At 63.7% G+C, this 12,972-nt stretch carries 12 protein-coding genes; 10 read left to right on the top strand and 2 right to left on the bottom strand.

Annotation, left to right across the window (positions count from 1 at the left end; translation table 11 throughout):
* Positions 1–37: 37 nt before the first annotated feature.
* The gene (locus tag EA795_RS12810; RefSeq protein WP_122077706.1) at positions 38–1,666 is read right to left on the bottom strand and encodes a methyl-accepting chemotaxis protein; all 1,629 of its coding nucleotides are present in this window, start codon (positions 1,664–1,666) and stop codon (positions 38–40) included.
* A gap of 234 nt (positions 1,667–1,900) precedes the next feature.
* On the opposite strand from EA795_RS12810, the gene EA795_RS12805 reads away from it, so the two are divergent.
* A complete protein-coding gene (locus tag EA795_RS12805) occupies positions 1,901–2,242 on the top strand; it encodes a helix-turn-helix domain-containing protein (RefSeq protein WP_238536430.1) in 342 nt (113 codons plus the stop codon).
* Positions 2,243–2,359: 117 nt separating this feature from the next.
* Here the strand turns inward: EA795_RS12805 and EA795_RS12800 are convergent, their stop codons facing one another.
* Positions 2,360–2,668, bottom strand: coding sequence for a hypothetical protein (locus EA795_RS12800; RefSeq protein ID WP_043942766.1), 309 nt, complete (start codon positions 2,666–2,668; stop codon positions 2,360–2,362).
* Between the two features lie 540 nt (positions 2,669–3,208).
* Here EA795_RS12800 and EA795_RS12795 point away from each other — a divergent pair.
* From EA795_RS12795 to nuoJ, 9 genes are all read left to right on the top strand, one after another.
* A complete protein-coding gene (locus EA795_RS12795; RefSeq protein WP_014852513.1) occupies positions 3,209–3,616 on the top strand; it encodes an NADH-quinone oxidoreductase subunit A in 408 nt (135 codons plus the stop codon).
* A gap of 10 nt (positions 3,617–3,626) precedes the next feature.
* The gene (locus tag EA795_RS12790; RefSeq protein ID WP_014852512.1) at positions 3,627–4,301 is read left to right on the top strand and encodes a NuoB/complex I 20 kDa subunit family protein; all 675 of its coding nucleotides are present in this window, start codon (positions 3,627–3,629) and stop codon (positions 4,299–4,301) included.
* Positions 4,302–4,365: 64 nt separating this feature from the next.
* Positions 4,366–6,147: an NADH-quinone oxidoreductase subunit C/D gene (gene nuoC, locus EA795_RS12785; RefSeq protein ID WP_122077704.1), complete on the top strand. Its 1,782-nt coding sequence runs from the start codon at positions 4,366–4,368 to the stop codon at positions 6,145–6,147.
* A 1-nt stretch (position 6,148) separates the two neighbouring features.
* Positions 6,149–6,643: an NADH-quinone oxidoreductase subunit NuoE gene (nuoE, locus tag EA795_RS12780; RefSeq protein WP_115027919.1), complete on the top strand. Its 495-nt coding sequence runs from the start codon at positions 6,149–6,151 to the stop codon at positions 6,641–6,643.
* Between the two features lie 5 nt (positions 6,644–6,648).
* A complete protein-coding gene (nuoF, locus tag EA795_RS12775; RefSeq protein ID WP_115028566.1) occupies positions 6,649–7,995 on the top strand; it encodes an NADH-quinone oxidoreductase subunit NuoF in 1,347 nt (448 codons plus the stop codon).
* A gap of 126 nt (positions 7,996–8,121) precedes the next feature.
* The gene (nuoG, locus tag EA795_RS12770; protein WP_122077701.1) at positions 8,122–10,827 is read left to right on the top strand and encodes an NADH-quinone oxidoreductase subunit NuoG; all 2,706 of its coding nucleotides are present in this window, start codon (positions 8,122–8,124) and stop codon (positions 10,825–10,827) included.
* Positions 10,824–11,819 (top strand): NADH-quinone oxidoreductase subunit NuoH, encoded by a 996-nt coding sequence (nuoH, locus tag EA795_RS12765; protein WP_122077698.1) that lies wholly within the window; start codon positions 10,824–10,826, stop codon positions 11,817–11,819. The genes nuoG and nuoH overlap by 4 nt, the downstream gene beginning before the upstream one ends.
* 12 nt (positions 11,820–11,831) lie before the next feature.
* Entirely contained in the window at positions 11,832–12,380 is a 549-nt protein-coding gene (nuoI, locus tag EA795_RS12760; RefSeq protein ID WP_058076039.1) for an NADH-quinone oxidoreductase subunit NuoI, read from the top strand.
* A gap of 88 nt (positions 12,381–12,468) precedes the next feature.
* Entirely contained in the window at positions 12,469–12,969 is a 501-nt protein-coding gene (gene nuoJ / locus EA795_RS12755) for an NADH-quinone oxidoreductase subunit J (RefSeq protein ID WP_122077696.1), read from the top strand.
* Positions 12,970–12,972 lie beyond the last annotated feature (3 nt).

Here is a 12,972-nt window from a genome sequence, read left to right as displayed (position 1 = left end):
CTTTGCGGCCTCGGCTCGAAGGAAACGTCAACAACCCCTAAAGCTTGAAGCGCAGCACCATCTCGTTGAGCTCCACCGCCAGGCGCGACAACTCGTTGCTGGCCGCACTGGTCTGGTTGGCGCCCGCCGCAGCGCCGGTGGAGAGTTCGCGGATGTTAATCAGATTGCGGTCCACCTCGCGCGTCACCTGGGCCTGCTCCTCCGCCGCACTGGCGATCACCAGGTTGCGCTCGCTGATCTGCATCACGCTCTGGAAAATGCCCTCCAGCGCCTGGCCGGCGTTACGGGTCGAATCCAACGAGGACTGCGCCCGGCGCGTGCTGACCGTCATCGACTCGACGGCCTCTTCGGTGCCGTTGCGGATGCGGCCGATCATCTGCTCGATCTCGCCGGTCGATTGCTGCGTCCGCTGGGCCAGGGTACGCACCTCGTCGGCGACCACGGCGAAGCCGCGCCCGGCCTCGCCGGCACGTGCGGCCTCGATGGCGGCGTTGAGCGCCAGCAGGTTGGTCTGCTCCGACACGGCGCGTATCACATCGAGCACCTTGCCGATGCTGTGCGCCTGTTCGGCCAGTTCCCGTACCAGTTGCGAAGTGAGCTCGATGTCCTGGGTCATGGCCTCCACCTCGGCGAGAGTCGCCTGCACCTGGACGCGGCTCTGCTGCGCCAACTGATTGGAGTCGTTGGAAGCCTGCGCCGTGGACACCGCGTTGCGCGCTACTTCGTCCACCGCGGTGGTCATCTCGTTGACCGCAGTCGCCGCCTGTTCCAGCTCCTGATGCTGCTGATGCAGCCCGCGATTGGATTCCTCGGTGACGGCGCTGAGTTCTTCGGCGGCCGAGGCGAGCTGGTTCGAGGAGTTGGTGATCCTGCCGATGGTTTCGCGCTGGCTTTCCTGCATGCGGGCGAGCGAGGCGAACAGCACGCCGATTTCGTTGGTCGAGCGCACCTCGATGCGGCTGGTCAGGTCACCTTCGGCGATGCGGCCGAAGACGTTGCCGACTTCACGCAGCGGTACGAGCACGCGGCTGGTGATGAACCACCAGCAACCAGCCGCCAGCAACAGGGTCACGAGGGTCAGGACGATGGCCTCGGTCAGGGCCAGGGCGTAACGATCGTGGGCACCCTGCATGACCGCGGCGGTATGACTGTCCATGCGCTGCTCATAAGCCTGCAGCGCCTTGTCGAAGTCGTCGTTCGCCGCGCGGGCCTTCAGGTTGACCTCGATGTAGCGGCTTTGCGAACCGCTCTGCAGCGCCTGCAGCTGCTCGTCCAGCGCGGCATGATAGACGCCGAACGTCTGTTGCAGACCCTGTTCGAGTGCCTGCCAGGCATTTCCGGCACTGTCGTCGCTGAATGCGGCGAAGGCGGTGTCCGCCTCGTCGACCAGCCTCTCGGTGATGACCAGGGTGGCCTGCGCCTTGTCCAGCTCCCCGGCACTGGTTTCCAGAAAGGCCCCGGCCAGACCGACACGGGCACGCAACAGGCGGGCATAAGCTTTCTGCAACTGGCCGCCGCGCTCGACCCCCTGCTGATAAAGGTTCTGGATCTGCTCCATGCTGGTCTTGGCGCCTCTCCAGGCCGTGAAAGTCGACACCAGCAGGGCCGCGATCAATGTGAAGAGGACGATCGATATCCCTGTGCGCAGTTTCAGGTTGGCCAGCATTCCATTTCCCCCGATGCAAACCACGAAGTGCTCTAGATAGCACTCTAGTGGCACAACTATCGCCTCCTGGCGTGATGAGGGTCAACCAAAAAGATGATATCTAAGGTCTATGATATTGACGTTAAACGTCCTTCGCTTATGGAGTCCGCGCTCAGAAAATAACTCAAAACGTCATATGTAATGACGTAAGAGGCTAAGCGCATGAAGGACAGAGGACTGGCATACGAGGTGGGCATGGTGATCGCCGTCCGCCGCAAGGCCAAAGGATTAACCCAGGCACAGGTAGCGGAGATCATGGGCGTCGAGAAGGAAACGATCAGCCGCATGGAAAACGGCGTGATATCGCCGACGCTCCCCCGGCTGCAGCAGATCGCCGAAATTCTGGAATGCTCACCGAGTGACCTTTTCCGCACCGGCCCGGCCAGCATCGCCGACCATGCCCAATCCATAGGTGAAATGATTCAGGACCTGCCCGCCAATGAACGGACGCTAGTGGTGAACTTCGTCAGCGAGGTGGTCAAGGTGTTCAAGGCCAGGGGGGTGGCCTGCGGCGAGGAGGATGAGGCTGCGCGCTGATAACCAGACAGACGCGTGGGCAAGGCTTCGCCGTTGCCCACCCTGCTAGGGTCTGTTGCCGTTTCGTACGCGGCCGCGTACGAAACGGCAACAGACCCTAAGAGTCCTTACAGGTTATTAACGCCGAACGATCAGCCCCTGACGCGCCACACGTGTCAGCTCATGGATGCAGTCGTGCAGCGATTCGGCAGAAGGCGCCTGAATCACCGCCAGATCGAAGCTGTCGGAGGCAAAACGTGCCAGCGATTCATCCACCCTGGCGAACTGCACCAGCAGCGCCCTGGCTTTGCCGTTGCGATGCGGCCAGCCGTCCAGGTAACGCAGCAGGGAGGGCTGGTGGGCACCGCCGAGAAGGACTTTGGAATGGGATCGAATCGGCCCGCTGGTGATCGGGGCCAGACGTAAGGAGACTTGCTGTGCGCTCATGCTGAAGATTTCCACGCCTCGAGAATTCCGCTGGGCAGCGGTGGGAGGCAACACCGGAACCAGCGCTTTAGCGGTATTTCGAAGCCTCGGCTCCAGGCGCCCCGCAAGTAGCTGACTAAATCGGCGCATGGGCAAAACTTTAGAAAAGCCCGGCAGGCGCTGTCAATCGCCGAGTGAACGAAACCTCGACACGCCCGAACGGGCGCAGTACCGGACAAGCCGCGTCAGGAGCGCACTCGCTCGCCGCCCAGAGCTCTCTTCGCCCTGGCTCCTTGGCCAGCGGGAAGCATCGCAACGATGACGCCCGTCAAGGCGACATTCGAACGATTCCTGCGACGATACGTCTCAATTGAATGTCGGCAGCGCACCTACCGCGCCTTGTTCAGCGCTCCGGCAGAATAATATTTCAGAAAATTTCAGCACACCATGTACTTGCACAACCGATGGGCCTAGAATGCTGCGCCATCGAATACATGCGACGCGTTGTCACACGTACGACACGCCGTAAAGCCTTCCAGCCGTTCCGAAAAGGAGTCCGGCATGACTGCTTCAAGCCTGCCTCACAACTGGGCGCTTGCCTTCTTCATTCTCGGCGTCCTTGCGCTCTGCGCATTCATGCTCGGCGCTTCCAGCCTGCTCGGCAGCAAGGCCTGGGGTCGCGCCAAGAACGAGCCCTTCGAGTCCGGCATTCTTCCCACGGGCAGCGCACGACTGCGCTTCTCCGCAAAATTCTATCTGGTCGCGATGCTCTTCGTGATCTTCGACGTTGAAGCCCTATACCTCTTTGCCTGGGCTGTCTCGGTGCGCGAAAGCGGCTGGGCGGGCCTCATTGAAGCTACCGTATTCATAGCAATTCTGTTGGCGGGTCTTGTCTACCTTTGGCGGGTGGGTGCGCTCGATTGGGCGCCATCCAGCCGTCGCGAGCGACAGGCGAAGCTAAAACAATGAGGCTCTTCACATGCAATACAAACTTACCCGGATCGATCCGGATGCGGTCAATGACCGTTATCCGATCGGCCAGCAGGAGACTGTTGCCGATCCATTAGAAGACCAGGTTCATCGCAACATCTACATGGGCAAGCTGGAAGACGTGCTGAGTGGCGCGGTCAACTGGGGGCGCAAGAATTCCCTCTGGCCGTACAACTTCGGTCTGTCGTGCTGCTATGTGGAGATGACCACCGCCTTCACCGCGCCTCATGACATCGCCCGCTTCGGTGCCGAGGTGATCCGTGCCTCGCCGCGCCAGGCCGACTTCATGGTCATTGCCGGCACCTGCTTCATCAAGATGGCGCCCATCATCCAGCGCCTCTACGAACAGATGCTCGAACCCAAGTGGGTCATTTCCATGGGTTCGTGCGCCAATTCCGGTGGTATGTACGACATCTACTCGGTCGTTCAGGGGGTCGACAAGTTCCTCCCCGTGGACGTGTACATACCCGGCTGCCCGCCCCGCCCCGAGGCGTTCCTGCAAGGCTTGCAACTGCTACAGGAATCCATCGGCAAGGAGCGACGCCCGCTTTCCTGGGTCGTCGGCGATCAAGGCGTCTATCGCGCCGAGATGCCGTCGCAGAAGGAACAGCGACGCGAACAGCGTATCCAGGTCACCAACCTGCGCAGCCCCGACGACGTGTGAATTCCGGCTTTCCCGACCGGAAGGCCTCCGCACACCCAAACGTTGACCGAAAGCGACCGAGATCATGACTGCAGGCAATGCTCTGTACATCCCGCCCTACAAGGCTGACGACCAGGATATCGTCGTCGAACTGAACGCGCGCTTCGGCGCCGAAACCTTCACGCTGCAACCCAGCCTGACCGGCATGCCGGTGCTCTGGGTGCCCCGCGAAAAGCTCATCGAGGTGCTGGGCTTCCTGCGCCAGGTGAGCAAGCCCTATGTGATGCTCTACGACCTGAGCGCCACCGACGAGCGCCTGCGCACCCAGCGCCAGGGACTGCCGGCCGCCGACTTCAGCGTCTTCTATCATCTGATGTCGCTGGAGCGAAACAGTGACGTGATGATCAAGGTCGCGCTCCGCGAAGGCGATCTGAACCTGCCCACCGCCGTCTCCGTCTGGCCCAACGCCAACTGGTACGAGCGCGAGATCTGGGACATGTTCGGCATCACCTTCGATGGCCACCCGTTCCTCACCCGCATGCTGATGCCACCGACCTGGGAAGGCCATCCGCTGCGCAAGGACTACCCGGCGCGCGCCACCGAGTTCGATCCCTACAGCCTGAACGCCGCCAAGCAGGACCTGGAGCAGGAAGCCCTGCGCTTCAAGCCCGAGGACTGGGGCATGCAGCGCCACAGCGAGCACGAGGACTACATGTTCCTCAACCTCGGCCCGAACCACCCTTCGGCCCACGGTGCCTTCCGCATCATCCTGCAGCTTGATGGCGAGGAAATCCTCGATTGCGTGCCGGAGATCGGCTACCACCATCGCGGCGCCGAGAAGATGGCCGAGCGCCAGAGCTGGCACAGCTACATTCCCTACACCGACCGCATCGACTACCTCGGCGGGGTGATGAACAACCTGCCCTACGTGCTGGCGGTGGAGAAACTGGCCGGCATCACCGTGCCGGACCGCGTCGACTTCATCCGCGTGATGATGGCCGAGTTCTTCCGCATCCAGAATCACCTGCTGTACCTGGGCACCTACATCCAGGACGTCGGTGCCATGACACCGGTGTTCTTCACCTTCACCGACCGCCAGCGCGCCTACCAGGTGATCGAGGCCATCACCGGTTTCCGCATGCACCCGGCCTGGTACCGCATCGGCGGCGTCGCCCACGACCTGCCGCGCGGCTGGGACAAGCTGGTGCGCGAATTCCTCGACTGGATGCCCAAGCGTCTCAACGAGTACGAAAAGGCCGCACTGAAGAACAGCATCCTCATCGGTCGGACCAAGGGCGTCGCCGCCTACAACACCAAGGAGGCGCTAGAATGGGGCACCACCGGCGCCGGCCTGCGCGCCACCGGTTGCGACTTCGATATCCGCAAGGCACGCCCCTACTCCGGCTACCAGCACTTCGAGTTCGAGGTGCCGCTGGCGGTCAACGGTGACGCCTACGACCGCTGCATGGTCAAGATGGGCGAGATGCGCGAGAGCCTGAAGATCATCGAGCAGTGCCTCAAGCACATGCCCGAAGGCCCCTACAAGGCCGATCACCCGCTAACCACGCCGCCGCCGAAAGAGCGCACGCTGCAGCACATCGAGACCCTGATCACGCACTTCCTGCAGGTCTCCTGGGGTCCGGTAATGCCGGCCAACGAGAGCTTCCAGATGATCGAAGCAACCAAGGGCATCAACAGCTACTACCTGACCAGCGACGGCAGCACCATGAGCTACCGCACGCGCATTCGGACGCCCAGCTTCCCGCATCTGCAGCAGATCCCCTCGGTGATCCGCGGCAGCATGATCCCGGACCTGATCGCCTACCTGGGCAGCATCGATTTCGTTATGGCCGACGTGGACCGCTGATATGAGCACTCTGATCAAGACTGACCGTTTCGTCCTCAGCGAAACCGAACGCTCGGCCATCGAGCACGAAATGCACCATTACGAAGACCCGCGCGCTGCCAGCATCGAAGCCCTGAAGATCGTGCAGAAGGCCCGCGGCTGGGTGCCGGACGGCGCTTGCGATGCCATCGGCGCCATCCTCGGCATCCCGGCCAGCGACGTCGAAGGCGTGGCCACCTTCTATAGTCAGATATTCCGCGTTCCGGTGGGCCGCCACATCATCCGCGTCTGCGACAGCATGACCTGCTACATCGGCGGCCATGAAAGCGTGCTGGACAGCATCAAGAATGAAATAGGGATCGAGCCAGGCCAAACCACGGCTGACAACCGCTTCACGCTGATTCCGGTGTGCTGCCTGGGCAACTGCGACAAGGCCCCGGCCCTGATGATCGACGACGACACCTTCGGTGACGTTCAGCCCGGCGGCGTCGCCCAGTTGCTGGAGGCCTATCAATGAGCGTCATGAAGCAATTGGCATCCTTCGGTCCGGCCAACCGCACCGCCCGTAGCGAAGAAACCCATCCGCTGACCTGGCGCCTGCGCGACGACGGCCAGCCGGTCTGGCTCGACGAATATCGCCAGAAGAACGGCTACGCCGCGCTGCGCAAGGCGCTGGCCGAAATGGCCCAGGCCGACATCGTGCAGACGGTGAAGGAATCCGGCCTCAAGGGCCGTGGCGGCGCGGGCTTCCCCACGGGCGTGAAGTGGGGCCTGATGCCCGCCGACGAATCGCTGAACATCCGCTACCTGCTGTGCAATGCGGACGAGATGGAGCCCAACACCTGGAAGGACCGCCTGCTGATGGAGCAGCTGCCGCACCTGCTGGTGGAAGGCATGATCATCAGCGCCCGCGCGCTCAAGGCCTATCGCGGCTACATCTTCCTGCGTGGCGAATACGTCGATGCGGCGCGCAACCTCAACCGCGCCATCGATGAAGCCAAGGCCGCCGGCCTGTTGGGCAAGAACATCCTCGGCAGCGGCTTCGATTTCGAACTGTTCGTGCACACCGGCGCCGGCCGCTACATCTGCGGCGAGGAAACCGCGCTGATCAACTCGCTGGAAGGCCGCCGCGCCAACCCACGCGCCAAGCCGCCCTTCCCCGCCGCCGTCGGCGTCTGGGGCAAACCGACCTGCGTCAACAACGTCGAAACCCTGTGCAACGTGCCGGCGATCATCGGCAACGGCGTGGACTGGTACAAGTCGCTCGCCCGACCCGGTAGCGAAGACCACGGCAGCAAGCTGATGGGCTTCTCCGGCAAGGTGAAGAACCCCGGCATCTGGGAACTGCCCTTCGGCATCACCGCGCGCGAACTGTTCGAGGACTACGCCGGCGGCATGAAGGATGGCTACACCCTCAAATGCTGGCAGCCCGGCGGCGCCGGCACCGGTTTCCTGCTGCCCGAGCACCTCGAGGCGCAGATGTACGCCGGCGGCATCGCCAAGGTCGGCACGCGCATGGGCACCGGCCTGGCGCTGGCCGTCGACCACACCATCAACATGGTCTCGCTGCTGCGTAACATGGAAGAGTTCTTCGCCCGCGAATCCTGCGGCTGGTGCACGCCGTGCCGTGACGGCCTGCCCTGGAGCGTGAAGACCCTGCGCGCGCTGGAGCGCGGCCAGGGCACACGCCAGGACCTGGACATCCTGCTGCGGCTGGTGGATTTCCTCGGCCCGGGCAAGACCTTCTGCGCCCACGCACCCGGCGCGGTAGAACCGCTGGGCGCCGCGATCAAGTACTTCCGCTCGGAGTTCGAGGCGGGCGTCGCCCAGGCGAGCAACGCACCGCCGCAACTGGCGCTGACGAATTAAAAGACGCTGGAGGCTAGAGGCTGGACGAAAAAGCGACTCGCACCTCGTCCAGCCTCGAGCCTTCAGCCTCTAGCGAAAGATTTCCTATTAGCCAGACCCGCGCAAGCGGGATGAGAAGACCTAGAAATGGCCACTATCCACGTAGACGGCAAAGACTACGAAGTCGATGGGGCGGACAACCTGCTGCAGGCCTGTCTGTCCCTCGGCCTCGATGTTCCCTATTTCTGCTGGCACCCGGCGCTGGGCAGCGTCGGCGCCTGCCGCCAGTGCGCGGTCAAGCAGTACAGCGACGAGAACGACACCCGCGGTCGCCTGGTCATGTCCTGCATGACGCCCGCCACCGACAACAGCTGGATCTCCATCGAAGACGAGGAAGCCAAGGCCTTCCGCGCCAGCGTGGTGGAATGGCTGATGATCAACCACCCGCACGACTGCCCGGTGTGCGAGGAAGGCGGTCACTGCCACCTGCAGGACATGACGGTGATGACCGGCCACAACCAGCGCCGTTACCGTTTCTCCAAGCGCACCCACCAGAACCAGGAACTCGGCCCTTTCATCGCCCATGAGATGAACCGCTGCATCGCCTGCTACCGCTGCACGCGCTACTACAAGGATTACGCTGGCGGCACCGACCTCGGCGTATTCGGCGCCCATGACAACGTCTATTTCGGCCGTGTCGAAGACGGCGTGCTGGAAAGCGAGTTCTCCGGCAACCTCACCGAGGTCTGCCCCACCGGGGTGTTTACCGACAAGACCCACTCCGAGCGCTACAACCGCAAGTGGGACATGCAGTTCGCGCCAAGCATCTGCCACGGCTGCGCATCCGGCTGCAACATCAGCCCCGGCGAGCGCTACGGCGAAATCCGCCGCATCGAAAACCGTTTCAACGGCGAAGTGAACCACTACTTCCTCTGCGACCGCGGGCGCTTCGGCTACGGCTACGTCAACCGCAGCGATCGCCCACGCCAGCCGCTGCTGGGTGCGGACAGGCTCGGCATCGACGCCGCCCTGGACAGCGCCGCCGAGCTGCTTCGCGGCAAGCGGGTGATCGGCATCGGCTCGCCACGCGCCAGCCTGGAAAGCAACCACGCCCTGCGTGCGCTGGTCGGTGCGGAGAACTTCTACAGCGGCATCGCCGCCAACGAGCTGGAGAATATCCGGCTGATCCGCCAACTGCTGCAGAACGGCCCGCTGCCGGTGCCGACGATGCGAGACATCGAAAGCCACGATGCGGTGTTCATTCTCGGCGAGGACCTGACCCAGACGGCCGCGCGCATGGCACTGTCCGTGCGCCAGGCCGCCAAGGGCAAGGCCACAGAGATCGCCGCCTCGATGAAGATCCAGGACTGGCACGTGGCGGCGGTGCAGAACGTTGCCCAGAACGCCCTGCATCCGGTGTTCATCGCCAGCGCCAGCGAAACCCGTCTCGACGACATCGCCGAACAGAGCGTGCATGCCGCGCCGGCCGATCTGGCCCGTCTCGGCTTCGCCGTGGCCCACACCATCGACCCCAGCGCGCCAGCCGTCGACGGTCTGGAAGCCGAAGCCCGCGAGTTGGTGCAGCGGATCGCCGAGGCTCTGCTCGCCGCCAAACGCCCGCTGCTGATCAGCGGCGCCTCGCTGGGCGAAAAGAGCCTGATCGAAGCCGCCGGCAACATCGCCCAGGCGCTGAAGAATCGCCAGAAGAACGCCTCCCTCAGCCTAATCGTCCCCGAAGCCAACAGCCTCGGCGTGGCGCTGCTCGGTGGCGAATCCGCGGATGCCGCGCTGGATGCGCTGATCGCCGGTACTGCCGAGGCCGTGATCGTGCTGGAAAACGACCTCTACCGCCGCGCCGAGCAAAGCAAGGTGGATAAGGCACTGGCCGCCGCCAAGGCCGTCGTCGTCGCCGATCATCAGCAGACCGCCACCACCGCCAAGGCCAATCTGGTGCTGTCTGCCGCCAGCTTCGCCGAAGCCGATGGCACCCTGGTCAGCCAGGAAGGCCGCGCGCAGCGCTTCTTCCAGGTCTTCGAGCCCAGTTACTACGACGGCAAGATCCTGGTACGCGAAGGCTGGCGCTGGATGCACGCGCTGCAGTGCACGTTGCAGGGCAAGGCCGTGGACTGGACCAACCTGGATCAGGCCACCGCCGATTGCGCCGCGGCCAACCCGCAACTGCAGGGCATTCTGGCTGCCGCGCCGCTTTCCTCGTTCCGCATCAAGGGCCTGAAGATGGCGCGCGAGCCGCTGCGCTACAGCGGCCGTACCGCCATGCGCGCCAATATCAGCGTGCACGAACCGCGTCAGCCGCAGGACCAGGACTCGCCGTTCGCCTATTCCATGGAAGGCTATTCCGGCAGCAAGGAGGATCGTCAGCAGATTCCTTTCGCCTGGTCGCCAGGCTGGAACTCGCCACAGGCCTGGAACAAGTTCCAGGACGAGGTCGGCGGTCATCTGCGTGCCGGCGACCCCGGTGTGCGCCTGCTCGACGACGCCCGCCAGGATCTGACCTGGAAATCCGCCCCCGCCGCCTTCGCCCCCGCGCTTGGCAGCTGGCAGGTGGTGCCGCTGCATCATCTGTTCGGCAGCGAGGAAACCACCGCGCTCGCCGCACCGATCCAGAGCCGCATTCCGCAGCCCTATGTCGCCCTGGCCGAAGCCGAAGCCCAGCGCCTTGGAGTGGCCGAAGGCACGCTGCTCAGCCTGCGGGTCGCCGATCGGCATTTGCAGCTGCCGGTGCGCATCGATGAATCCCTAAGCCTCGGCCTGGTCGGCCTGCCGGTCGGCCTCGAAGGCATTCCGGTATTGAACGGCACCTGCCTGGCCACTGAACTGGAGGCGTCGCGATGAGCTGGCTGACTCCCGAAGTGATCGACGTGATCATCGCCGTCATCAAGGCGCTGGTGATCATGCTGGCGGTGGTGGTGTGCGGTGCCCTGCTGAGCTTCGTCGAGCGCCGCCTGCTGGGCTGGTGGCAGGACCGCTACGGCCCCAACCGGGTCGGGCCATTCGGCATGTTCCAGCTGGCTGCCGACATGCTGAAGATGTTCTTCAAGGAGGACTGGAACCCGCCGTTCGCCGACCGCCTGATCTTCACCCTGGCACCGGTGGTGGCGATGAGCTCGCTGCTGCTGGCCTTCGTTATCGTGCCAGTCACCCCGACCTGGGGCGTGGCGGACCTGAACATCGGCCTGCTGTTCTTCTTCGCCATGGCCGGTCTCACGGTGTACGCAGTGCTGTTCGCCGGCTGGGCGAGCAACAACAAGTTCGCCCTGCTCGGCGCCCTGCGCGCCTCGGCGCAGACGGTGTCCTACGAGGTGTTCCTCGGGCTGTCGCTGATGGGCATCGTCGCCCAGGTCGGCTCGTTCAACATGCGCGATATCGTCGAGTATCAGCAGCAGAATCTGTGGTTCATCATTCCCCAGTTCCTCGGTTTCTGTACCTTCTTCATCGCCGGCGTCGCGGTCACCCACCGCCACCCGTTCGACCAGCCGGAGGCCGAGCAGGAGCTGGCCGACGGTTACCACGTCGAATATGCCGGGATGAAATGGGGCATGTTCTTCGTCGGCGAGTACATCGGCATCGTGACCATCTCGGCGCTGCTGACCACGCTGTTCTTCGGCGGCTGGCACGGCCCCTTCCTCGATACCCTGCCCTGGCTGTCGTTCTTCTATTTCGCGATCAAGACCGGTTTCTTCATCATGCTGTTCGTGCTGTTGCGCGCCTCGCTGCCGCGCCCGCGCTACGACCAGGTGATGGCCTTCGGCTGGAAGTTCTGCCTGCCGCTGACCCTGATCAACCTGCTGGTGACCGGCGCGCTCGTGCTGGCCGCGGCCCAGTAAGGAGAGAATTCGATGTTCAAGTACATTGGCGCGGTGCTCCACGGCACCTACACCCAACTGCGCAGCCTGGTGATGATCTTCAGCCACGGCTTCCGCAAGCGCGACACCCTGCAATACCCGGAAGAGCCGGTCTACCTGCCGCCGCGCTACCGCGGTCGCATAGTGCTGACGCGCGACCCCGACGGCGAAGAGCGCTGCGTGGCCTGCAACCTCTGCGCGGTGGCCTGCCCGGTGGGCTGCATCTCGCTGCAGAAGGCCGAGACCGACGAAGGCCGCTGGTTCCCTGAGTTCTTCCGCATCAACTTCTCGCGCTGCATCTTCTGCGGCCTCTGCGAGGAGGCCTGCCCGACCAACGCGATCCAGCTGACGCCGGATTTCGAGATGGGCGAATACAAGCGCCAGGACCTGGTGTACGAGAAGGAAGACCTGCTGATCTCCGGCCCCGGGAAATACCCGGACTACAACTTCTACCGCGTCTCGGGCCTGGCCATCGCCGGCAAGCCGAAAGGTGCCGCGCAGAACGAAGCCGAGCCGATCAACGTCAAGGGGTTGTTGCCATGACTCGGAGCCGCCAGGGACATTCCTCCCTCACCCCAACCCTCTCCCGACGGGAGAGGGAGCAGTTCGCGCCTGACTTGAGGTTCTGCTGATGGAATTCGCCTTCTACTTTTCTGCTGGCGTGGCGGTGGTTGCCACGCTGCGGGTGATCACCGGCAGCAATCCGGTGCACGCCCTGCTCTACCTGATCACCTCACTGCTGGCCGTGTCGATGTGCTTCTTCGCCCTCGGCGCGCCCTTTGCCGGCGCGCTGGAAATCATCGTCTATGCCGGCGCCATCATGGTGCTGTTCGTGTTCGTGGTGATGATGCTCAACCTGGGTCGCAATACCGCCGGCCAGGAGCGCGCCTGGATGGCGCCGCGCGTCTGGATAGGCCCGTCGCTGCTGGCGGCGATCCTGCTGGCGCAGTTGCTCTGGGCCTTGTTCTCGGCGCCGGAATACGCACCGGCCGGCCTGACCACCGTCAGCCCCAAGGAGGTCGGCATCGCCCTGTTCGGGCCTTACCTGCTGGCCGTCGAGCTGGCTTCCATGCTGCTGCTGGCAGCACTGGTCGCCGCCTTCCACCTGGGCCGCCACGAGGCGAAGGAGTAAGCC

It is taken from the genome of Stutzerimonas nitrititolerans, from assembly GCF_003696285.1.
GTDB lineage: Bacteria > Pseudomonadota > Gammaproteobacteria > Pseudomonadales > Pseudomonadaceae > Stutzerimonas > Stutzerimonas nitrititolerans.
The sequence above is the reverse complement of the archived record's forward strand: the minus strand, read 5'-3'. Positions and strand labels throughout refer to the sequence as shown.

What these genes read in the sequence shown, in the direction of transcription:
- EA795_RS12795 (WP_014852513.1), top strand. Translation starts at nt 3,209, where the DNA reads ATGACTGCTTCAAGCCTGCCTCACAACTGGGCGCTTGCCTTCTTCATT.
- EA795_RS12800 (WP_043942766.1), bottom strand. Translation starts at nt 2,668, where the DNA reads ATGAGCGCACAGCAAGTCTCCTTACGTCTGGCCCCGATCACCAGCGGG.
- nuoG (WP_122077701.1), top strand. Translation starts at nt 8,122, where the DNA reads ATGGCCACTATCCACGTAGACGGCAAAGACTACGAAGTCGATGGGGCG.
- nuoE (WP_115027919.1), top strand. Translation starts at nt 6,149, where the DNA reads ATGAGCACTCTGATCAAGACTGACCGTTTCGTCCTCAGCGAAACCGAA.
- EA795_RS12810 (WP_122077706.1), bottom strand. Translation starts at nt 1,666, where the DNA reads ATGCTGGCCAACCTGAAACTGCGCACAGGGATATCGATCGTCCTCTTC.
- nuoJ (WP_122077696.1), top strand. Translation starts at nt 12,469, where the DNA reads ATGGAATTCGCCTTCTACTTTTCTGCTGGCGTGGCGGTGGTTGCCACG.
- nuoF (WP_115028566.1), top strand. Translation starts at nt 6,649, where the DNA reads ATGAAGCAATTGGCATCCTTCGGTCCGGCCAACCGCACCGCCCGTAGC.
- EA795_RS12805 (WP_238536430.1), top strand. Translation starts at nt 1,901, where the DNA reads ATGGTGATCGCCGTCCGCCGCAAGGCCAAAGGATTAACCCAGGCACAG.
- nuoC (WP_122077704.1), top strand. Translation starts at nt 4,366, where the DNA reads ATGACTGCAGGCAATGCTCTGTACATCCCGCCCTACAAGGCTGACGAC.
- EA795_RS12790 (WP_014852512.1), top strand. Translation starts at nt 3,627, where the DNA reads ATGCAATACAAACTTACCCGGATCGATCCGGATGCGGTCAATGACCGT.
- nuoI (WP_058076039.1), top strand. Translation starts at nt 11,832, where the DNA reads ATGTTCAAGTACATTGGCGCGGTGCTCCACGGCACCTACACCCAACTG.
- nuoH (WP_122077698.1), top strand. Translation starts at nt 10,824, where the DNA reads ATGAGCTGGCTGACTCCCGAAGTGATCGACGTGATCATCGCCGTCATC.